Raw genomic sequence first — 21,186 nt, forward strand, 5'->3', positions numbered from 1 at the left:
AATGCGAGATCAAGATGCTTAACGCCATAAGAAATCACTGGCCCGAATATCTGATCGAGGCGTGGGGCCTCGGCACATTCATGGTGTCAGCATGCGTATTCGGTGTCCTTCTGTTTCATCCGGATTCATATCTTGCAGGATATGGCGTCATCTTTCGCAATGTCCTTATGGGAGTCGCGATGGGAATGACCGCAATGGCGATCTTCAAATCACCGTGGGGAAAACGCTCGGGAGCGCATATCAATCCCGTCGTTACTCTGACATTCCTTCGCCTTGGCAAGATCAGTCGGCCGGATGCCGTAATGTACGTTGCTGCTCAATTTGTTGGCGGCATGTCCGGAGTCCTCCTATCTTGGTTGATCCTTGAAGAGCGGCTCGAGGCCCGAGAGGTGAATTTCGTTGCCACGGTCCCCGGTGTTTACGGTGTCTTGGCTGCTTTTGCAGGCGAGCTGACGATCGCGTTCGTAATGATGTCGGTAGTGCTCGTAACGAGCAATCATCGGATCCTGTATAAGTACACACCGATCTTTGCCGGGCTGTTGGTCGCGATCTACATACCAGTCGTATCACCGATCTCCGGAATGAGCATGAATCCGGCACGTACTTTCAGTTCAGCGGTTGCGGGGAATACATGGAACGCGGTTTGGATCTATTTCATCGCACCGTCGATCGCAATGCTCGGTGCGGCGGAAGTGTACGTTCGTGCAAAAGGCTCTAAAGCCGTACTTTGCGCAAAATTTGACCACAGCGGCAAGTCTCGCTGTATTTTCAACTGTCGATTCGACGATATCGGGATATATCAACGTGGAAATGAATTCAGGGAGGTAAAGGCAGCCGAGAATATCGAGGTCAGGAACGATCGCCACGATGTTGACGCGGTCGCCAGGCTGTCTTGATCTGGAGTCTATTATGAAAGGAAATTACGATGTGATCATTATCGGCACGGGTGCAGGCGGCGGCACGCTCGCGCGCAAACTCGCACCGTCGGGAAAGAAGATCCTTATTCTCGAGCGCGGCGATTATGTAAAGCGCGAGCCTGATAACTGGAACTCCAGAGCGGTGAATGTCGAGGCGAAATACAACACCCGCGAAGTGTGGTATGACAATCAAGGCAAACCGCTGCACCCCCATACAAATTACAACGTCGGCGGTAACACGAAATTCTACGGGGCCGCCCTGTTCCGGATGCGCGAACGTGATTTCGGCGAACTAAAGCACTATGACGGCATTTCTCCTGCGTGGCCGATCAATTACGGGGAACTCGAGCCCTTTTACACTCAGGCCGAGGCCATGTATCACGTTCACGGGACGCGCGGCGAAGACCCGACCGAACCGCCGTCCAGTGCGCCATATCCGCATCCGGCCGTGAGCCATGAGACGCGTATTAAACAACTCGCCGAAGATTTCTCCGCAATGGGTGTTAAACCATTTCACGTCCCGCTCGGGATCCAATTGAAAGAAGACAGTAGGAAAAGTCTGTGCGTCCGGTGTGCAACCTGCGATGGATTTCCGTGCCTTTTGAACGCGAAGGCGGACTCGCAGACGTGCGGCGTCGACCATGCTACTGAGTATCCGAACGTCACACTCTTGACGAATGCGTTGGTGACAAAACTCGAGACCAGCTCTACCGGCAGGTCGGTCACGGCCGTGAACGTCGAACGCAACGGTGAAAAGGAACGCTACACGGCGAATCTCGTGGTCCTTTCCGCCGGTGCGATCAACTCAGCGGCTCTGCTTTTGAGATCGGCGAACCACATGCATCCGAATGGTCTCGCGAACAGTTCCGATCAGGTCGGTCGAAACTACATGGGTCATGTAAATTCTGTACTGCTTGCCGTTTCAAAATGCCCGAACCCGACGGTTTTTCAAAAGACGCTTGCGGTCAATGATTTTTATTTCGGATCCGAAGATTTCCCGTTTCCAATGGGGCACATTTCGTTCGTCGGAAAGCTGGATGGCGTAACACTATCTGCCGGAGCACCCGCAATTGCGCCGGGCTTCGCACTCGATCAGATGGCCAAACACTCGCTCGATTTTTGGCTGACGACCGAAGACCTGCCGCGTCCCGAAAATCGTGTAACGCTGAACAGGAATGGCGACATCGTTCTGAATTACAAGCCAAACAACATCGAAGCTCATAAACGCCTGCAAGGAAAGCTCAAAGAACTGATGAATAATCAGCGGAAGTGCAACATTCACGGCAATGAATGTCACCAAGGGCTGTTCTCGCGAAATCTCTATCTCGCCGAGCAGATCCCACTCGCCGGCGTTGCACATCAGAATGGAACGATCCGATTTGGAGATGATCCAAGAACTTCCGTTCTCGACACAAATTGCAAAGCCCACGACCTGGACAATCTATATGTCGTCGACGGCAGTTTTTTTCCGTCGAGCTCGGCGGTAAATCCGGCACTAACGATCATGGCGAATGCACTGCGGGTTGGCAGACATTTGCTTGAAAGGATGAACTAAGAAATGAAGTCGGAAAGCAAACCACTAAATTCCTTAAAGTTCGGCTGGTTCTTGGTCGCTCTGCTATCGATCCTGGCTCTTTTCGGCTCGTCGCGCGGTCAAGGCGTGTCAAACGTCGAATCTGTCGGTTTCACCGTCTCGGATATGGACGAGGCGCTCGATTTTTACACTCGAATTCTGCCATTCGAAAAGGTGTCGGAGGTGGAGGTTTGGGGGCACGAGTTCGAACGTTTATCGGGCGTGTTCGGGGCACGGGTCCGAATCGTTCGACTGAGGCTCGGTAGTGAAACACTTGAACTGACCGAATATTTGACGCCGCAGGGACGCCCGATCCCCGTCGATTCCAGAAGCAACGATCGCTGGTTCCAGCATATTGCGATCATTGTTTCTGATATGGATAAGGCTTATGCGTTGCTGCGGGCAAATAAGGTTCGTCACGCTTCGACCGCACCTCAGACGCTGCCAGCTTACATAACGGCTGCGGCAGGGATCAAGGCATTCTATTTCAAAGATATTGACGATCACGTGCTTGAGATTCTTCAATTTCCTCAGGGCAAGGGCCTGCAAAAATGGCATGATCTCGAAAAATCAGGAAGGCTCTTTCTTGGGATCGATCATACCGCGATCGTGGTCGGCGATACAGACGCCAGCTTGAAATTCTATGAGCAAAGACTCGGTTTAGCGGTGGCCGGAACTAGCGTCAATTACGGCAACGAACAGGAGCATCTCAACAATGTGTTCGGCGCAAAGCTTCATATCACCGGTTTGAAGACAAAACAAGACGGCATCGCAGTCGAGTTTCTTGAATATATAGCGCCGGCGGACGGACGCCCCTACCCGAAGGATTCGAAGTCCAATGATATCTGGCATTGGCAAACCAGCTTTGATGCCGGCGGCTTCGAAAGCCTTCTAACCGGCTATCGTACAGGGTTCATTTCGAGCGGGTCGGTGCTTTTCGGCAATGGTCAGCTTGGGTTTCGCAAAGCGGCTTTGATCCGCGACCCGGACGGACACGCCGTTCGGCTTACCGAACGGTGAGTTCAATGCAGAAATTAGGAGCAAACACAATGAAATTATGTGATCGGAAGTTTTTATATCTGGCAGTACTTGTTGGTATCGCAATATCGCTCGCGGCCTGTGCGAAAGCGACAAATTTTGCGGCAATCGATAAAGACGACGAGGGTGCCGCACTTAAGGGTTTTGACGCAGTGGCGTATTTCGCCGTCGAGAATGCCGTTAAGGGCCGTCCTGAATACGAATATGTATGGAATGGGGCTAAGTGGCTTTTTTCGAGCGAGGAGAATCTGCAAAAGTTCAGACAGAACCCCGAGGCCTATGCGCCTCAGTTCGGTGGATATTGCTCATATGCGGTTTCTCGGGGCTATACGGCGGACGGCGATCCAAATGCCTGGAAGATCGTCGATGGAAAACTCTACTTGAACTACAACCTTGAAGTTAAGGAGATGTGGGAAAAAGAACAGCAGCAGAACATCAAGAAAGGTGAGGAGAACTGGAACGGGTTCAAGGCAAAGAAACCGCAGCACAAGGGCTAATCCCGCCGGCGATCAAACATATACGGCGATGCGAAGGACGATCTTCGGTCGCCGTTCTTATTCTTAAGTGCCCGGAATACCTTGGATCGCAATTGGAATAAAGTGTCGAGGATCATTTGACCATGAATGCTGAAAAAGAACGACTCCGACAGTCAGACGAACGGACGAAACACTGGAAACGCTGGGGACCATATTTAAGCGAACGAGCCTGGGGTACCGTTCGCGAGGATTACAGTCCGGACGGATCGGCTTGGGACTATTTCCCACACGATCATGCCCGTTCGCGGGCATATCGATGGAACGAAGACGGCATTGCGGGGATCTCCGATCGCCATCAGAAGATGTGCTTCGCGCTCGCTCTTTGGAATGGTCAGGACCCGATCCTTAAGGAGCGTTTATTCGGACTTACCGGCAGCGAGGGCAACCACGGCGAGGACGTCAAAGAGATCTACTACTATCTCGATTCTACGCCGACGCACTCGTATATGAAGTTCCTGTATAAGTACCCGCAATCCGAATTTCCATACGTGAAATTGATCGAAGAGAACCGAGATCGCGACAAGAACGAACGCGAATTCGAGTTGATCGACACCGGGATCTTTGACGACGACAAATATTTCGATGTTTTCGTCGAATACGCAAAGTCCGACGTCGAGGATATTCTGATCAAGATCACTGTTGCGAATCGTGGTGATGAAGCCGCGCAGATCAACGTGCTGCCAACTATCTGGTTCCGAAATACGTGGGCCTGGAACGCTTCAGATCCGAATTGTGGAATACGGAAGGCAGATGTCGGTGTCTTAGAGCTCGAATGTCCCGAGTACGGAAAAAGGTGGCTCTATTGCGAAGGCTCGCCGGAGTTGCTGTTCACGGAAAATGAAACGAATAGTGAACGGCTTTTTGGCAGTAAGAGTCGCACACCGTTCGTTAAGGACGGGATCAACGATTATATAGTTCAGGGCCGTGCTGATCGCATAAACCGAGCGGAAGTCGGTACAAAGGCATCAGCGAACTACAAGCTCAATGTTCCCGCGAAATCGCAGATCAGCGTGCGGCTTCGACTTTCAGACATCGATCTCACCGGTATCAGAGCATTGACCAAAAGCAGATCGACCTCTGCATCGATTCGGGCTGGCGGCGCCGACCCTTTTGCAGATTTTGATAATTGCTTTGCAGCACGCATTCGCGAAGCTGATGATCATTACGCATCGATCGTTCCCCCGGAGCTCTCTGAAGATGCAAGGAACGTTCAGCGGCAGGCATTTGCGGGAATGCTCTGGTCGAAACAGTTTTACCACTACGTGGTGAAGGACTGGCTCGAAGGTGACAATAGCAAGGCGATCCCCCCAGCCGAACGCCTTCACGGGCGAAACAGCGAATGGCGGCATCTGTACAATGCAGACATTATCTCGATGCCCGACAAATGGGAATATCCGTGGTATGCGGCCTGGGATCTTGCTTTTCACTGCATCCCGCTCGCACTGATCGATCCGAACTTCGCAAAAGAACAGCTATTGCTTATGCTGCGCGAATGGTACATGCACCCGAATGGACAGATCCCCGCTTATGAATGGGCTTACGGCGATGTGAATCCCCCGGTTCACGCATGGGCCGCGATGCGGGTTTATCAGATCGAAAAGAAACGCACCGGTCGCGGCGATCGCAAGTTCCTCGCGAGAGTTTTCCATAAGCTGCTGCTCAATTTCACTTGGTGGGTGAACCGCAAGGATTCGGAGGGCATGAATGTCTTCGAAGGCGGTTTTCTCGGCCTCGACAATATCGGCGTCTTTGACCGATCGCGTCCGTTGCCGACCGGCGGAAAGCTGGCACAGTCTGACGGGACGAGCTGGATGGCAATGTACTGCCTTAATATGCTCGCGATCGCGCTGGAGCTTGCCGTCGAAGATAGCACCTACGAGGATGTCGCGAGTAAGTTCTGGGAACACTTCCTGCATATTTCAGATGCGATGAATAATCTGGGCTCCGAAGGTATTTCGCTTTGGGACGACGATGACGGGTTTTACTACGATGTGCTGCATCTGCACGGCGAGGGCAACAAGCCGCTGAAGGTCCGTTCGATGGTCGGCCTGATACCGCTTTTTGCGGTGAGCACGATCGAGCCCGAAGCGCTCGACGCACTGCCGAATTTCCGGCGTCGGTTGCAATGGTTCATAGACAATCGCCCCGATCTCACCGCAAACGTTGCGTGTATGCGAACCCCCGGCATGGGCGAACGCCGACTTTTGGCCGTTGTTTATCGCGAGCGGCTTGAGAGCGTTCTAAGTGTAATGCTCGACGAAACCGAGTTTCTTTCGCCATTTGGCGTCCGGGCTGTATCAAGGTTCCACAAAGCCAATCCGTACATATTGAACGTGAATGGGGAGGAACATCGCGTCGACTATGAACCGGGCGAATCTTCCAGCGGCCTGTTTGGGGGAAATTCCAACTGGCGTGGGCCGATCTGGTTTCCGGTCAATTATCTATTGATCGAATCGCTGCAGAAGTTCCATCACTACTACGGCGATGACCTCAAAGTTGAATGCCCGACGGGTTCGGGGAATTTCTTGAACCTTTGGGAGGTTTCGCAGGAATTATCGCGGCGGCTTTCGAGTATATTCTTGCGGAACGGCGATGATATGCGCCCGGTGTTCGGCAAGAATGAGAGGTTTCAAACAGACGAGCATTTTCGTGATCACGTCTTGTTCTACGAGTATTTTCATGGCGATGACGGTTCGGGCGTTGGTGCGAGCCATCAGACCGGTTGGACCGGACTCGTCGCAAAACTGCTCCAGCAGAATCGAAGCTGAATCTTCCGGTGAGAGGTTTGGAAGGCCATATTCGGTCCGCCCACTTTCCCGCAAACTGATGGAATAATTCGCATTATCCGGTTGATCTAACAGTTGCGTACGATTTCAAGCATGGAAGAATTATGGATCACACTGTAACAGAAGAGCCTAAAAGATATGACGGTCCCGGCCGGACGACAACCGAACGCCATGCGGTTATCCTCGCTGGCGGGGACGGTTCGCGTTTGAGGTCATTGACGCGTGCCATTGCCGGAGATGAGCGTCCAAAACAGTTCTGTCCGATTCTGAACGATCGAACGTTGTTGGAGGAGACACGCGATCGGGTGGCATTGAAGATCAAGCCCGAGAACACATTCTTCAGCCTGACTCAGAAACATGAACCGTTTTACAAACACTCTCTTTGGGATGTTTCAGAAGCGAACCGGGTAGTTCAGCCGATCAACAGAGGTACCGCTCCTGCGATACTCTATAGCCTATTGCGTATCGCAAATAATTCGCCTGAAGCAACGGTCGCCTTCTTTCCTTCAGATCATTATTTCTCGGACAACGAAGAATTTATGGAAATGGTGGAAAGCGCATTTCGTGCCGTCGAAATAAACCCCCATTCGGTCGTTTTGCTTGGTTTTGAGGCAACGAAAGCGGAGACGTCGTACGGGTGGATCGAGCCGGTCGAATCGCTTTTCGGCGGTCTTACGCATTCGGTCAGCCGGGTGAAGCGGTTTTGGGAAAAACCATCTCATCGGACGGCCCGGAAACTGAAGGAACAAAGGTGTCTCTGGAACAGTTTCGTGATGGTCGGCAAAGCAAGAGGATTTCTCGAGATGTTCCGAAAGCATCTTCCGGATCTCTATCGTGTGTTTGTCGCATCGGCGCCAGCGTTAGGTACAGCAGGCGAGTCTTCAATGATCAGTTCGATCTACGAACGGATCACCGATGTAAATTTTTCCCAGGACGTTTTGGAAAAGGCGACAGATGAACTCTTGGTGCTGCGAGTCGGCGACGTCGGGTGGTGCGATCTCGGCGAGCCAAAACGAGTGATGCGAACACTTACAGGATTAGACGTAAAACCCGCATGGACGCGGGCGTTTGCAGCTTAGAAAAAGAATGAGGGCCGTTGGCCCGATGTCGCGAAAAGAAGGAACCTGTCTGAATTCATAGATCATGAAAGCAATTGCAATACAACCTGGGATCAAGAACTCTGCCCATTTAGTTGAGATGCCGATGCCGGACATTGCGGAAATTCCGAATGGCCGAGGCGTGTTGGTCAAGGTCCTTCGCGTCGGTGTCGATGGTACCGACAAGGAGATCAATAATGCCGAGTACGGTGCAGCACCGATCGGAGAGAATTTTCTTGTCATAGGACACGAGGGCTTTGGAGTTGTCGAAGAAGTCGGCCCAAATGTTCGCGAGCTAAAAAAGGGCGACTATGTGGTGGCAACGGTTCGCCGCCCGGGGTCGAGTATTTACGATCTCATCGGCACAAACGATATGACCACCGATGACGTGTATTTCGAACGGCATCAATCTGCGTCACGGGTATCTGTCAGGAGTATTACGTCGATGACGCCGAATTTGTCGTTAAGGTGCCGCGTGGACTTAAAGATGTGGGCGTCCTGCTGGAACCGATGACGGTTGTGCAGAAAGGCGTTACACAGGCGTATGAGATCCAAAGACGCTTGCGGGTCTGGAAGCCGAAACGAGCCGCCGTGATGGGCGCGGGCACAATAGGATTGCTTGCGACGTTGGTATTTCGCTTACGTGGGATCGATGTCGTAACATTTGGCCGCACGCCGAAGCCATATCTCAATTCTGACCTTATTGAAGAGTTGGGAGCGACGTACGTTTCAACAGACGATGTTGCTATTCACGACTATTCGGCGCAAAACGGCGGATTCGATATCATTTTTGAGGCAACCGGCTTTTCGCCCATCGTCTTTGATGCGATGCAGGCACTTGCAAAGAATGGCGTGCTGGTGCTTTCCAGCGTGACCGGCGGCGATCGAAAGGTCGAAGTTCCGGCCGACCGGATCAACCTCGATTTCGTGTTGGGAAACAAGGTGATGGTAGGCACCGTCAATGCAAATCGTGAGTACTTCGAGATCGGCGTAAAGGACCTTTCAGCGGCGGTCCTCGAATACGGCGACTGGCTAAGCCGGCTTTTGACGCACAGAGTGAACGGTCTCGAAGAATTCGAAAAACTTTTCGACCATCTGTCGAATAGCAAGGGCGTGATCAAGGCTTACTGCGAACTCGAAGATCAAAGGACTTAGTTCTCAGGAAGCAGAAGGGCATCGGGCGCTAAAATTTGACTTCGAGGCGACACTTTGAACTAAATCCAACCTTCAGATGTTGATCAACGTCAACGGAGGTAACGACCGGATCGAATTCAAGGAGTGCCAATGCACACGCAAGCGATCGAATAATTTGGAGCCGGTGAAGGGACTTGAACCCCCGACCTGATGATTACAAATAAGTTTTGGGCGATTTTCACAGAATGTCACTGAGTGCCACAGGCTGATTTTTACTGATGTTTCGCGAATTTCCGTTCACTCGGTATCACTCAAGACGTGCAGGGGGTTGTTACAAAAATCACTACATTTGCCTTTGTCTGTTTTCGCGTTATTAGATTTGCCCGTCATTCTCGTCGTCATCAAAAAGACCACCAAACCAGTCGCTCTCACCGGTTGGTTAAGGCGTGGGGCTAACGGGGGGGGTCGGGCCGGCGGCCCGGGGCGGATAACGTATTGCCTCGTCCCGGAGAATGATCCGTCGCGTACCTTTCTTCTTGCTTTCCAGTTTACCGTTTCGAATATCCTTCCGGATCTTTGGGACGGAAAGCGTCGATAGCTCCGCTAACTCTTCGATCGAATACGCCAGTTTCTCCCTCATCATAACATCAGCCGCCATAATATTTTTCCTCCCAACAATTCTCTCTAAACTTAGCTTCTCTACTTCTCAAAATAGAAAGCCAACGCCGCAACCATCACCGCAACAGCCGTGCCGCTTCTGACGCATCTGGGAATGCACGGAAGACCATCTGTTAACACGTTCCTATTCTTAGTATTGGTTGGCGCGCGCACCAATGGATTGAAAAGCAACCATTTGCGAAGATCGTACCGGACATCATGTCCAGAATTCACAGATCCGACTGCGGCACCGGATCCATCATCGTTCTTTACGTCGACTGCGCCAGTTCGAATCTCGGCGGGTGTTGGGCAGTTCCATCAACGGAATGTGGCACGGGGATCCGAGTTCGTTACGGTTCCGGCTCTGGTAAACGTTACAATAGTTCAAGCGAAAATACTGGTCCCTTCGGTCGGGTGCATTGCTTCTTTCTCCGACACCGAAGGCAATCATCATGGATTGTTCCAACGCGACCCCACCGCTGCCTGACTTCGGTTAATCTTAAGTTCGACAGGAGTTCCTATGTCACCAAATGCTCCGGGTATTCCCCTGTTTTGGAAGCTGTGCTGTCGCTTACTGACCCTTTTTGTCCTCGCGGTAAGCGTTTACGGCCAAGATGGTCAAACGGATCATTCGTCGGTCCATCCGGACTCGAAAGCTCTCGAATATCTGCTTCCCCTATTCACCATTCACGGCGTCCCCAAAAATGAAGACCCCGACAATCCCGTCACGATTCTCGTGAATCATGGATCCCTCATAGGTTTCTCGAAAAAATACAATCAACCGCTCTGGGCGGCCTACCAGGTGTCAAAGGTTAAGAGGGATGTGGATTATGAACGATTTCCGTTCTTCGTAGATGATCTTCGACTACCTGCAGAAAATAGAATTGGGACGGAAACCTTCGGGAACGGTTACGATCTTGGACATCTGGTCCCGAACGCCGCTACCAATCGGCAGTACGCAAAACTGTCGCAAATGGAAAGCTTCCTCATGAGCAACATATCGCCCCAGAAAGCGAGCCTGAACCGTGGAGTTTGGCAAAAGCTGGAGTTCGATATCCTGAACAGGTACCCCAACGCGGGGACAACGCAAAGCCCGAAGCATCATGTGTGGGTGATTGTCGGCCCTGTGTTTGGTGATAATCCCGCATTCATAACTCGGAATAACGGTTCAAGGGTACCGATACCGGACTCGTTTTTCTGCATTCTGGTCCGCCCGAAACGATATCCGTACGATAGCCCCGGCAATGCCGACTACCTCACGTTCCTGTTCGCTCAGGAGCAGACCGCCAACCAGCAGATCTCTCTGAAGTTCGTAAAAAGCATCAACCATATCGAAACGCTTGCCAAACTGAACTTCTTCCCTGAACTGACGGCACAGATGGAGGACAAGATCGAGAACGGCGTGGCTGCTCAGTTGTGGTGAACCTAAAACGGACCAATTCAGATATCGTTGGGGACCTTGCCGCCGCTTTCACGGATGCGTTTGATCATTTGCTGGTGAAGCCAGATGTTCATTTCCTTCGACCCGTTAAGCGTACCCTCGTAACCCCATTCCTGGGCGAGACGCTTCCGCACACCAAGACTGCTGTCGAGCCCGAGTAGTTTCATGAGATCGACGATCGATTCCTGCCAGTTCAGTTTTATGGAAGCCTCTTTGGCGCGTTCGATCAGCAGAGCCTCGATATCGATGTTCGCCGTTGGCGAATATTCCTTCGCGAACAACTTATCCTGGGCGACCCAAGCCACGTTCTCTCGGTGGGACGCGGTGCGAAGATCGAACAAAAGTATCTGGGGCTCGGGATATCCCTCCAAATAATACTTCACCTTAAGTTGGTAGTCGTCATTGGCCTGCGGCCGAAGGGAAAGTACCGCGACGCTCCGGGAACAGAAATGATGGCTTATCTGCGAGCTGTAAACGCCGCGAGCTCCGAGCGCGACGGACTTGCTAGCGTGGCGGTAGACGGCTTCGAGCAGCCAATTGAACGGTGCGTACGAAACCGAGCTCGAGGTTATATGCGGGATCGACGAGCCCGAGGCGTGATCCGGATCGCTCGAATAGATGTTCGCGTACCCTGATGTATGAATGTCGCCGCTCAGTATTACCACGCGCAAAGGATGATCCTTGTCGTTCTGCAGTTCAAACAGGAAATTGAGCAGTTCGTCCGTCTGCGCGGCATTTTCCTCGGACCCCCAGGAATCCCTTATGTCATCCCGAATGTCTCCGAGAGAATTGCCGAATTTCGTTTGCAGTCCCTGACCCCACTTGCCCCATCGGGCTATCACATCAACGATCCACATGACAAATGGCCACGCCTTTAATGTCAGATCTTCGATTACCGGACTGCCGTGGGAGAAAACAACCGGACTGACAACGAACAGAGTTTGCATCTTCAGCCGCTTATCCTCCACCCATTTACGAATTCGAAACGCCTGATCTTCCGTCAAAAGCCTGCGCAGTCTGAGGTTTCTATTCGTGCGCAGATCCATAAAGACAAAGCCGAACTTCCCAACCATAAAGCAGAAGTCCAGACCCTCCTTCGTGTTCTCCGTCAACGGCGGAGGGTTCCGGCTCGCCTGCATTACAGAAAAAGCCTTAAACGCCGCGTCGAAAAGACGTTGCCAATTCTTCTTGAAAATGCTCGTTTCGCCCTCAAACGATTTCTCCTCGGATCCCCATCCGTCCGTGATATCGTGATCGTCCCAGATCATCACAGACGGCAGCGAGCACATGACCCGCCGGTAGTGGATGTTGCTCCAGAATCGTCGGTAGGCGCTGAGGTAATGTCGCAGCCGCGCCTCCTCGTTTTCCTCATTGAGAACCAGATCCTGCCAATCATCCGCGTAAACCTGATCGCCGACAAGCAAAGCGAAGCGGACCTTCTGATTACTTTCCCGCCCGATGATCTGCGGAAGATCCGCCCATACGGCGTGCCCGTCGAACCCGTCGGCTTTGGAAACGGTTGGATTATGGCAACTCATAACCACGAAATCGACCTGTTCGTCGGGGTCTTCGGAAAGCGTACGGAAGTGCAACTCTTTCTCGGTCAGGCCTTCGAGCGGCAAGGGCAGCGAATGCGCTGGGTTGGTCCAAAGCTTGTAGAAATACGTCGTATCGGGCTGAAGATTTCCTATTGTTACGCAATCCGTGAATAATTTCTCCCGTCGAAGTTCCAGTGTCGCCGATGCAACCTCCGGAGCGTCTTGCTGGCCTTTGTGCAGCGTGACATAAATGACAGTTTGCGGCCGTTCGAGATGGAGCCATATCTTGATGCTATTCGTTGTGACATGGCCCAGGAATGGACCGAGCAATGTAGGTTCGTTCGCGTTTGTGATGGTTGAAGCGGTTTGGCTCATATCCTGATTAATTCGATGATCGCCCGTGCGTAGTCATGCAAATTCACGATCAATGTAGATGCCCATCCTGACTGTGAGAAGGATCTCCAGGGTGCGGATCAAATCTCACTAGGTATTTTCGTCGATTCGTCCAGCTCGTTTGACGCTTTCTTTAATTCTTTCGGAAGAAATGCGTCAATCTCGGCATCGGAGAACGTCATGTCTTCGGAGTATTGAAGGGCTTTCTGAGCTCTTTTATAGGCTTTGGAATTGGTGCTTGGGGCTCCAGCGTAGATGGCATGAAGCTCGTTGAGTAACTCATCGCGTCCTTGTTGCAAAGATTCGATAGGCCGCTCTCCCATGCGAAGGTCAGTAATGAGTGATAGATACTTTTCGCGGATAAGCCAAACGTCAGCCCCGGTCTGGCGATGCTTCTGAGACAACTGCCCGAGATCATATTCCTTCGAATACAAATTCAACACCAGCAGTGTTGTTGAGGTAATGACACCTACTATCGCAACGTACGGAGTTCCCCCGAAGACTGCCGCAATAAACCCGGCAGTTGTTGCCGCGGATAGAGCAATCTGCAGGAGCTTTGTGCGTTTAAGCCGCATTTCTAGTATGTCGGCCGCGGCCTCATGCGTCTTATGCGTGTAAACCACCCTCCCATAACACTCTCGTAGTTGCCCTTCAAGAATCGACCGAGATTGAGCCGTGTCGTCGGTTGTTTTATGAGTTTCCATTTTCTACCGGTCCTACAGCCGTCAATGGCCGTTAGGCTCAGCGTTGTTACTTATCGGCACACTGATACGACTCCTGGCAACGACGACGCCGTTCTGTACCACGTAGCATTCAACAAGATGGTCACCTCGGAATGTCGCTGGCTCGGTTTTTCGTCCATAACCCTGATCAGGGACGATTTGTCCACGAATTTGATCCCGCCGCTCGGCCTCTTCCCCACGATTGAGCACCTTCCAATAGACGGAGTAATCATTCGGTACGTCGATGTCCGCGATGAAGAAGTCCAAGGAACGTTTTGCAAACAGCGGGTATTTGTTTGCAAGCATGTGTCGCAGTGTGTGTTCACGGAAGCCATCCTGCTTGACCTCACAGTCGAGTCGGACGTTGTACCGTATATCGATAGGAAATTTGTCCTCGATAAACTCTTCTGTTGCCCGCCATGAACGATCTGAGCTCGATGATGCCTCAGTCTGTGTTTCCGCAGCCGGGAAGGCTCGACCATAAACCTTTTTCCATTTCTTGTTCGCACTACTTGTCTTCTCTGCATCGATCGCATCCAGACATAGGTGATAAGCCTTTTTGGCCTTCCGCTGAAACGATTTCTTGACCTTCACGTGTTGGCCACTTCCCGGGGCGTTATACCTATCTTGCTTCGGCAGTTCGGAGAGGTACTTGAAGAAGTCACGGCTCATCCAGTCGTAATAAAGGTAACTCTTTGTGTCGTAATCGCTAGTCGAGTTGAGAAAGTTGTAAGCCAAAGTATCGATGAGCAGGCCGCCCATCACCACGCCATGCTTATTCCGCCAGGCTCGGACCATCTTGCTAAGTCGGCGCAGATTTAAGTTTTTCTGTTCGTCTAACTCGGCAAACGCCTTCATTTCCGCGCGGGGTTTCGTGAACTTCCAACAGCCTCCGTTATAGGTGTCTGGGTACTTGAAGCTGCCGTCATCTTGCTCGAAAACCGGTTGGACTTCGACATGGAAGTTCGTATAAGTGACCGTCACCACAAGACGGTCAACCCGCACAGCCGTGTTCGGATAGCGAGCGAGAATCGCCGCCCTCACGTCCTGAAGAAGTTTTAGTTGACCGTTATCCTTATACGTCTCCCATTTAGCCTTGGGCATGATGTATAGCATGTCCAGATCGGAAATTCCGTTGATACCTGTCTTCCGACCGAAGGATCCAACTTGGAGTGTGTTTGCCGTCTTTGATTCGGTATCTCGGAACTTTTGTTGAGCGCGGCGGTGATCTCGCCGTAAGCGCAGGCTGATGGTGTCTGTATTCGTTATCGCCAGATTCGCCAAGAACTGGCGAATCATATCGGCAACAGACAGGGTGTCTCCATTTGAATTCGAACCTGCATATACCTGAGCTATCGCGGATGAGCTTGTCACTTTTCTTGCCTCTTACAAATCGTGGTGGGATCGTTATATTGCTCCTGTTGCCTAGTATGGGTCGGGTAACCGTGTGATCACCTTGCCTTGAATCGAAAAACCTTCAGTAAAGATCATTGGCTTGTTTTCCGGGTTGTCGGATTCGGGCGTAAGAACGACAAAACCATTGTCCCTACGGAAACGCTTGACGGTCGCGGCTCCATCGACTAGGGCCAGAACAATATCGCCGTTGTCCGCCGTGGCTTGTTGTCGTACAAGCATGAGATCGCCGGGAGCAATATTCGCGAGGTTCATCGAATCGCCCTTCGCTCGGAGGATGAAGTACCTGCTTCCAGGCTTCGCAACCGATGTCGAAACCTTTACCCAGCCTTTTGCATCCTCAATCGCCTCTTCCATCGGGCCGCACGGCACCTCCGCAAGAATCGGCACGTCAACAGTTCGTGCATTAGCGACCCTATCCGATTTGTGAACGAGTTCAATTACGCCGTGCTCGTAAACAATACGACCAGCTGCAGCGAGTCGATCGAGTAAAAGTTGCACAGAACGTTTCGATCCATAATCCAATTCGACTCGAATAGCTTCAAAAGAGGGCTGTTTACCAAATCGAGCCAAATGGTCGGCAATAAACAGAAAACCCTTCAGATCATCTTTTGGTTTACGTCCCATGATATAAGCATACATGAAGCGTATGTTTATATTCAATGCCCTATGGTATTATATTTTCACGACATTTGTGGGGCAGGAGATAGATAATGAAAAAAGGAACGGGAAGTAGAGCGGCTCGTGCCGCAGCCAAAGTGTTACGAACATCAACCAGCAAGACCGTGAGAAAGGCCGCGGGAAGTGCTCTAACTCAAAGCAAGGCTCCGACGGAACGAACCTCTGCGGCAGCGGCTAAGGCTGCCTCCAAGGTGTTGCGCGATGGTCGCACAAGCAAAGCAGCGAAGACTGCCGCAGCAAGCACGCTAGCTCAACGCCAGAAATGAGATCACCAAAACAATTCCGGCATCAAGCGGTCACTGGGTCGAATCCCATTGCCACTCTGGTGCCGGAGTGACCTGAAACATAGGAAACGCGAAGCCGTGTGCCTTGAGTTTCCTAAATGATCCGCATAGACTCTCGATCATCCGTGAAGGATTCGCCGAAGTCGGACCGAATCACCTCAGTCAGGGCGAAGTCGCACGGCATTAGCCCGGGAAAAGCAGAAATGCCGGAACCGCCGTCTTCCCGAAAAGAACGGTGATGACGTTTATACCGTCAGGCGGCAACCCTGGCTGAAGCGGCGGGGCAGCATACCGAAGACGTTATCGCATCGGTTGACGGGAAGTCGTATTCAACCAACTGAATGACCTTCCTTAGCCTTGTCCTTTGCCCTAGAAATCCGACCCTTCCTCGCCGAATACGGCCCCGAACAGATGTTGCCCAGCCCCTTTTACCTAATCCGCTGGCTCCTCAACCCGGTACCAAATCCGCCTTCCGCGAAACCGTCAGAACGACGGTCACGGGTTGACGCTTAGTGAACCTAAGGACAACATCGACGACTAGTCATTAAAAGGATTTGCGATAGAGAAAAGCAATATGACACCCTCTGGGGGGGGGAGGACCCGAAAGCCTTTGTGCGTCTTTATCGGCCGCTGATTTCATTTACACGACAATCGCCCAGGTAAAGATTGATGCCCAAAAAAAGGTTCCATAGGACTGGTTTATTGACTGGAAAAATTCGCCCCACAGGTCACGTAGCCATCGATTCTTGAGATCAGATTCGCGATTTCAAAACTGTCTTTGTTCCTCAAGACATCCGTAATGGTCGTCGATCTTAAATTCCTCGATAACCTCTCGATGTCGTTACGAATCCTCGATAGTAGATTGGAACCGTCGCGTCTTCAATGTGTCAACAGCACTCTGAGAAGGGTTACCTGTCCTAACCTATGAGCAATAATGCTAACCCGGATCAGTTCATTCATCTTATTTGGAATCGACTTCCGAACATTAAGAATTCCTAATTTTGAGATCAACGGCTTTCCAAAGTGACACCATCGCCGAAAATATTCGTAACCAACTATCAGGGCCAACTCCGCACGCCTTGGATTATGACACGGCCCGAAATAGTTGGATTCTTATACCACGACACGCGTCAAATTGCGTAGGGGAATCAGGGGAAAATATTGACTTTTCTTAGGTTTTGCGCGAATCTTTAGGATTCGCCCTTCTTGCAGTTGAATAATGAACCAAACCACGCCCCACAAAGATAGAAGTCCGGCCGACGACCTGGTTTATCCGATTACCACGACTGAAAGCCCGCTGTTGATCATTGCCGGTCCGCAAACGGCAAAACCTGCACGCTCGTTGAAAGGGTACTTCACCTCGTTCGAAATGGCGTCGCTTCCGAAAACATTCTTATTGCAACGTTTACGGAAAAGGCCGCGAAGGAGCTTGTCACTCGCGTCAAATCGGCTTCTTGAATTGAATCTGCTTAAATCTGAATGAGATGTACATCGGTACACTTCATTCAATGTTCCTGCGAATCCTCGACGAACATCGAGAACACACCCGCCTTAAGAAGTTATCGAATACTTGACGCCTTTGATCCAATACTTCGTTTATCGGTACATGAACGAGTTTGCCGCAATCGAAGATGCTGAAGCCGTACTAGGATCTTTCGCGGGCGGAAAATGGCAGAAATCGCAGACGGTGGTTGGATGCGTTTCAAAGCTCGCCGAAGAATGTTTGGATCCGGACGTCCTGATCAAATCGACGGGTTCTCAAGATCCGCGTCATGGGACGGTTTTACAAACTTTACCAGGAAAAACTAGCCGAAGAGAATTGTCTGGATTTTTCGTAATCCAAAGCGAAATGCTCCATTTGATAGAGAATCGGCCGGAAATCTTGGGCAAGCTTCAGGACAAACTCCAGTATTTGATGATCGATGAGTACCAAGACACGAACACGATCCAGAAAAGATTGTACTCATGTTGGCCGACAAACATAAACGTATCTGTGTTGTCGGCGACGACGATCAAGCGTTTATATCATTTTGAGGTGCCACGATCCGAAACATTCTCGAATTTCCGCAAAACTTTGCTCCGGAGTGCAAGAAGGCGAAGTTAGTCACGAACTATCGATCGCATCCAGGCATTATCGACTTTACAATCGGTGGATGGATGGAACAAAACTGGACGGAAAACGGCGTGACTTTCCGATTTGAAAAGACGATCGTCCTGAGAAGCTGACTTCGCGGAGTATCCGTCTGCGATCAAGATCCGAGCGAACAACGAAGCAACTTATTTTGAAGAAGTCTACCAGTTCATAAAGACCTTGGAAGACAGCGGCAAACTGACCGACTACAACCAAATTGCATTCCCTTTTCCGGTCAGTCAAGCATTCGACCGCGATCGGCCTGGCTGACTATCTGGAGGAACGCGGTATTCGAGTTTCTCCCTAGATCTGCACTTTTCTTCGACCGGACTGAAATAAAACTGTTACTCTCCGCTCCTGATCTTCATCTTTCCGAATCTTTTTGAGGATCTTAAATGGGCCGAGGATGCTGAGCTCGAAATTTGGGATCGGTATGAAGCATGGAAACTTGAATTCGCGAACGCTCTTCGGTCCGACTTGGACCGAAATGCAGAGCTTCTCAAATGGTGTCAGAAAAGATCGAAGGAACATCTCACGCTGACGGGTAACACTAATTATGCTTTTGCTGCCTTGTTGTATCAACTGCTCGAATTCCCAATGTTTGGACTTTTTTACAAAATGATCTAAACGAAAACAAGGTAGATCTACGAGCTTAGTATAATATCGCCACTTTCCTTTCTTTATAAATTCGAATACATCCATAATCTCTCACGGTCCTAACGCCGGGCAATCTGGCTATCACGCTTCGCAAACTCTTCAATAATTTCTGAGATTCATTGTCGAAGGCGGAATCGAGGAGTACGAGGATTTCGACGAATTTGCCGTCAGGGTGCGTTTCGTTCATGACGATCCATCAGGCGAAAGGGTTGGAGTTTCCAATCGTTGTGCAGTTGATTCACTTACAGTACGCCGCGGAAACAATACGACGAAACAGATGGAGATACTTCAAAACGAGTATTCGAAGCCCCGTTCGAGCCGCTGGAACTGACTCAGTTCTACGATTTTTACCGGCTGTTTTATACTGCTTTTCGCGGCCGCAGGATCTACTCGTTTATCAACTCCAGAGAACGCAAGAAATCCGGTGATCTCAGTATTCCGACCGCACCCTTCCAGAATCTCCATCGGGAGATCCTGAATTGGGAGACCCGCAGTTCGATATATCGAAACTGGATTTGAAGACGGTCAAGCCGGTTAACATAAAAACACGAGTATTCGTTCACGTCGCATATATTGCTTTATGAAAACTGTCCACTGCAATATAAGTTTTACAAAGAACTTGAGTTTGTCGAGGTCCGTACCGGTGGCGTTCTTGGCGGCAGCTTGCTACATCAGACGATCGAGGATATTCACAAAGCGGTCCTAAGAAACGAGATTCACACGCTCACTGACGACAACATCGCGGGCTGGTATGATACAAATTACGCCCTTTTATCAAAGCAGCAGCGAGCTTACCTTCATGAGGGCCAGCTTCGATCACTTTTGCAACAGATCCTTCGGTATCGAGATCGAAACTCCGATCGGTGGCACTTGATCAAAGAGGCCGAGGTTGACGTTTCGCTGGTTAAAGACGACTACATTTTGAAGGGTTCGATCGACCTTATCGAAGGTGAGAATGGAACGGTCGAGATAATCGATTTTTTAAGTCTGGCGACAAACCGGACATCAACTCAAACGATGAGATCACTAGGAAGATGCTTGAGCAGTACCGCAGGCAGCTCGAAGTTTACGGACATTTGGTCGAAGAACGAACCGGACATAAGGTAAGCCGACTGCATCTTTATTATCCAAAAGAGGAATCCGGAAGTCCGTACGTTACATTTGAATACGAAAAGAATCACATCGATGAAACCATTCGCACTTTCGACACGGTCGTCAGCAAGATCGAGAAAAAGGATTTTACAATCGACCCTAAAATGAAAACCGAAAAACTGTGCGGCAACTGCGACATGCGTTATCACTGCAATCCGAAGAAATACGAGTAAAAGATGGCCAAAGACAGAGTTTTAGGATCGGAATTCGAGAAGCCGATCGAAACGGTTGAACAGTATAAATTCGAACCTATCAAGGGCTATCCAATGCTCTATTGGCAGGGCAAGCGTCCGTTCGAATCAACTCAGTACTATCCCGCGCAGCTCAAAGAGACTTATGGCGAAGAATCGGACGGTTGGTTCAATCGTATTTATTGGGGCGACAACTTGCAGGTAATGAGCCATCTCCTCAAGGAGTTTCGAGGTCAGGTCGACCTCATTTACATAGATCCGCCGTTTGATTCAAAAGCGGTTTACAAAAAGAAGGTTAAGCTTCGAGACCAGAAAATCGCGAACGATCAGAATGCGTTTGAGGAAAAGCAATACACAGATATTTGACCAACGATGAATATCTACAGTTCATGTATGAACGACTAATCCTCCTTCGCGAACTGCTGTCCGATAAAGGCTCCATAATGTTGCATTGTGACTGGCATAAAGCCCATTACCTGCGATGCATCCTCGACGAACTGTTGGGCAGACAATTTTAAGAATGAGATAATCTGGCATTATCGAACTGGAAACCTTGCGACCAAGCAATTCCAAAGAAAACACGACAATATCTTGTTCTACACGAAATCTTCTGAATCTTACTTTCAAGTTCAAAAGGTGAAAGAATACTATTTCTGTCTGTACGGACCAGGCCCTAACACCGTCGTTTCCAGATTTTGAACGATGCAGAAGATGAGTACGGATTATATAAAATTAGCGACGTGGATGATGTTTGGGATATTTCTGCGTATTTACTTTGCAATGAACATATTTCTTATCCAACGCAAAAACCGGAGGCATTGTTGGATCGAATTGTTGCAGCCGCC

The 21,186-nt window shown here is 50.5% G+C and carries 17 protein-coding genes and 3 pseudogenes; 15 read left to right on the top strand and 5 right to left on the bottom strand.

Features of this window, described 5'->3' with window-relative positions; genetic code table 11:
• The first annotated feature begins 14 nt into the window (after nucleotides 1–14).
• The 7 genes and pseudogenes from IPM28_17175 (at nucleotide 15) to IPM28_17205 (ending at nucleotide 9,102) form a co-directional block, all read left to right on the top strand.
• Nucleotides 15–896, top strand: a complete 882-nt coding sequence (locus tag IPM28_17175) for an aquaporin (protein MBK9174716.1) — start codon at nucleotides 15–17, stop codon at nucleotides 894–896.
• A 13-nt stretch (nucleotides 897–909) separates the two neighbouring features.
• A complete protein-coding gene (locus IPM28_17180) occupies nucleotides 910–2,472 on the top strand; it encodes a GMC family oxidoreductase (GenBank protein MBK9174717.1) in 1,563 nt (520 codons plus the stop codon).
• 3 nt (nucleotides 2,473–2,475) lie between these two features.
• On the top strand, nucleotides 2,476–3,510 hold the full coding sequence (locus tag IPM28_17185) for a VOC family protein (GenBank protein ID MBK9174718.1): 1,035 nt from the start codon (nucleotides 2,476–2,478) through the stop codon (nucleotides 3,508–3,510).
• Between the two features lie 29 nt (nucleotides 3,511–3,539).
• The gene (locus tag IPM28_17190) at nucleotides 3,540–4,025 is read left to right on the top strand and encodes a YHS domain-containing protein (GenBank protein MBK9174719.1); all 486 of its coding nucleotides are present in this window, start codon (nucleotides 3,540–3,542) and stop codon (nucleotides 4,023–4,025) included.
• Nucleotides 4,026–4,147: 122 nt separating this feature from the next.
• Nucleotides 4,148–6,832: a glucosidase gene (locus IPM28_17195; protein ID MBK9174720.1), complete on the top strand. Its 2,685-nt coding sequence runs from the start codon at nucleotides 4,148–4,150 to the stop codon at nucleotides 6,830–6,832.
• 122 nt (nucleotides 6,833–6,954) lie between these two features.
• A complete protein-coding gene (locus IPM28_17200; GenBank protein MBK9174721.1) occupies nucleotides 6,955–7,929 on the top strand; it encodes a hypothetical protein in 975 nt (324 codons plus the stop codon).
• A gap of 64 nt (nucleotides 7,930–7,993) precedes the next feature.
• Nucleotides 7,994–9,102 (top strand): annotated as a pseudogene (locus IPM28_17205) (glucose 1-dehydrogenase).
• 418 nt (nucleotides 9,103–9,520) lie between these two features.
• Here IPM28_17205 and IPM28_17210 read toward each other — a convergent pair.
• Nucleotides 9,521–9,739, bottom strand: coding sequence for a helix-turn-helix domain-containing protein (locus IPM28_17210; GenBank protein ID MBK9174722.1), 219 nt, complete (start codon nucleotides 9,737–9,739; stop codon nucleotides 9,521–9,523).
• A gap of 519 nt (nucleotides 9,740–10,258) precedes the next feature.
• Here IPM28_17210 and IPM28_17215 point away from each other — a divergent pair.
• Nucleotides 10,259–11,161 carry a DNA/RNA non-specific endonuclease gene (locus tag IPM28_17215; GenBank protein MBK9174723.1) on the top strand — a complete coding sequence of 301 codons (903 nt, stop codon included), beginning with the start codon at nucleotides 10,259–10,261 and terminating at the stop codon, nucleotides 11,159–11,161.
• A 17-nt stretch (nucleotides 11,162–11,178) separates the two neighbouring features.
• On the opposite strand, the gene IPM28_17220 is transcribed toward IPM28_17215, so the two are convergent.
• The 4 genes from IPM28_17220 to lexA all read right to left on the bottom strand — a co-directional run bounded on the left by IPM28_17220 (nucleotide 11,179) and on the right by lexA (nucleotide 15,887).
• Nucleotides 11,179–13,092 carry a DUF3597 family protein gene (locus IPM28_17220; protein MBK9174724.1) on the bottom strand — a complete coding sequence of 638 codons (1,914 nt, stop codon included), beginning with the start codon at nucleotides 13,090–13,092 and terminating at the stop codon, nucleotides 11,179–11,181.
• Nucleotides 13,093–13,190: 98 nt separating this feature from the next.
• Nucleotides 13,191–13,814, bottom strand: a complete 624-nt coding sequence (locus IPM28_17225) for an SLATT domain-containing protein (GenBank protein MBK9174725.1) — start codon at nucleotides 13,812–13,814, stop codon at nucleotides 13,191–13,193.
• Between the two features lie 21 nt (nucleotides 13,815–13,835).
• Nucleotides 13,836–15,146: a nucleotidyltransferase gene (locus IPM28_17230; protein ID MBK9174726.1), complete on the bottom strand. Its 1,311-nt coding sequence runs from the start codon at nucleotides 15,144–15,146 to the stop codon at nucleotides 13,836–13,838.
• A gap of 111 nt (nucleotides 15,147–15,257) precedes the next feature.
• Nucleotides 15,258–15,887 (bottom strand): repressor LexA, encoded by a 630-nt coding sequence (gene lexA / locus IPM28_17235; protein ID MBK9174727.1) that lies wholly within the window; start codon nucleotides 15,885–15,887, stop codon nucleotides 15,258–15,260.
• 71 nt (nucleotides 15,888–15,958) lie between these two features.
• Here lexA and IPM28_17240 point away from each other — a divergent pair, with 71 nt between their 5' ends.
• From IPM28_17240 to IPM28_17270, 7 genes and pseudogenes are all read left to right on the top strand, one after another.
• Nucleotides 15,959–16,192: a hypothetical protein gene (locus IPM28_17240; protein MBK9174728.1), complete on the top strand. Its 234-nt coding sequence runs from the start codon at nucleotides 15,959–15,961 to the stop codon at nucleotides 16,190–16,192.
• Between the two features lie 1,237 nt (nucleotides 16,193–17,429).
• A pseudogene (locus IPM28_17245) lies at nucleotides 17,430–17,668 on the top strand (UvrD-helicase domain-containing protein).
• Nucleotides 17,669–17,816: 148 nt separating this feature from the next.
• Nucleotides 17,817–18,314: a UvrD-helicase domain-containing protein gene (locus IPM28_17250; GenBank protein ID MBK9174729.1), complete on the top strand. Its 498-nt coding sequence runs from the start codon at nucleotides 17,817–17,819 to the stop codon at nucleotides 18,312–18,314.
• An 869-nt stretch (nucleotides 18,315–19,183) separates the two neighbouring features.
• Nucleotides 19,184–19,426: a hypothetical protein gene (locus IPM28_17255; protein MBK9174730.1), complete on the top strand. Its 243-nt coding sequence runs from the start codon at nucleotides 19,184–19,186 to the stop codon at nucleotides 19,424–19,426.
• Between the two features lie 145 nt (nucleotides 19,427–19,571).
• The gene (locus tag IPM28_17260; GenBank protein MBK9174731.1) at nucleotides 19,572–20,105 is read left to right on the top strand and encodes a PD-(D/E)XK nuclease family protein; all 534 of its coding nucleotides are present in this window, start codon (nucleotides 19,572–19,574) and stop codon (nucleotides 20,103–20,105) included.
• Nucleotides 20,003–20,323 (top strand): Dna2/Cas4 domain-containing protein, encoded by a 321-nt coding sequence (locus IPM28_17265; GenBank protein MBK9174732.1) that lies wholly within the window; start codon nucleotides 20,003–20,005, stop codon nucleotides 20,321–20,323. Before IPM28_17260 ends, IPM28_17265 begins: the two co-directional genes overlap by 103 nt.
• A gap of 3 nt (nucleotides 20,324–20,326) precedes the next feature.
• Nucleotides 20,327–21,040 (top strand): annotated as a pseudogene (locus tag IPM28_17270) (hypothetical protein).
• Nucleotides 21,041–21,186 lie beyond the last annotated feature (146 nt).

Source organism: Chloracidobacterium sp. (assembly GCA_016716305.1).
In the GTDB taxonomy this organism is placed as follows: domain Bacteria; phylum Acidobacteriota; class Blastocatellia; order Pyrinomonadales; family Pyrinomonadaceae; genus OLB17.

What these genes read in the sequence shown, in the direction of transcription:
- IPM28_17210 (MBK9174722.1), bottom strand. Translation starts at nt 9,739, where the DNA reads ATGGCGGCTGATGTTATGATGAGGGAGAAACTGGCGTATTCGATCGAA.
- IPM28_17240 (MBK9174728.1), top strand. Translation starts at nt 15,959, where the DNA reads ATGAAAAAAGGAACGGGAAGTAGAGCGGCTCGTGCCGCAGCCAAAGTG.
- IPM28_17220 (MBK9174724.1), bottom strand. Translation starts at nt 13,092, where the DNA reads ATGAGCCAAACCGCTTCAACCATCACAAACGCGAACGAACCTACATTG.
- IPM28_17180 (MBK9174717.1), top strand. Translation starts at nt 910, where the DNA reads ATGAAAGGAAATTACGATGTGATCATTATCGGCACGGGTGCAGGCGGC.
- IPM28_17190 (MBK9174719.1), top strand. Translation starts at nt 3,540, where the DNA reads ATGAAATTATGTGATCGGAAGTTTTTATATCTGGCAGTACTTGTTGGT.
- IPM28_17185 (MBK9174718.1), top strand. Translation starts at nt 2,476, where the DNA reads ATGAAGTCGGAAAGCAAACCACTAAATTCCTTAAAGTTCGGCTGGTTC.
- IPM28_17175 (MBK9174716.1), top strand. Translation starts at nt 15, where the DNA reads ATGCTTAACGCCATAAGAAATCACTGGCCCGAATATCTGATCGAGGCG.
- IPM28_17225 (MBK9174725.1), bottom strand. Translation starts at nt 13,814, where the DNA reads ATGGAAACTCATAAAACAACCGACGACACGGCTCAATCTCGGTCGATT.
- IPM28_17250 (MBK9174729.1), top strand. Translation starts at nt 17,817, where the DNA reads ATGAACGAGTTTGCCGCAATCGAAGATGCTGAAGCCGTACTAGGATCT.
- lexA (MBK9174727.1), bottom strand. Translation starts at nt 15,887, where the DNA reads ATGTATGCTTATATCATGGGACGTAAACCAAAAGATGATCTGAAGGGT.
- IPM28_17195 (MBK9174720.1), top strand. Translation starts at nt 4,148, where the DNA reads ATGAATGCTGAAAAAGAACGACTCCGACAGTCAGACGAACGGACGAAA.
- IPM28_17215 (MBK9174723.1), top strand. Translation starts at nt 10,259, where the DNA reads ATGTCACCAAATGCTCCGGGTATTCCCCTGTTTTGGAAGCTGTGCTGT.
- IPM28_17200 (MBK9174721.1), top strand. Translation starts at nt 6,955, where the DNA reads ATGGATCACACTGTAACAGAAGAGCCTAAAAGATATGACGGTCCCGGC.
- IPM28_17255 (MBK9174730.1), top strand. Translation starts at nt 19,184, where the DNA reads ATGACGATCCATCAGGCGAAAGGGTTGGAGTTTCCAATCGTTGTGCAG.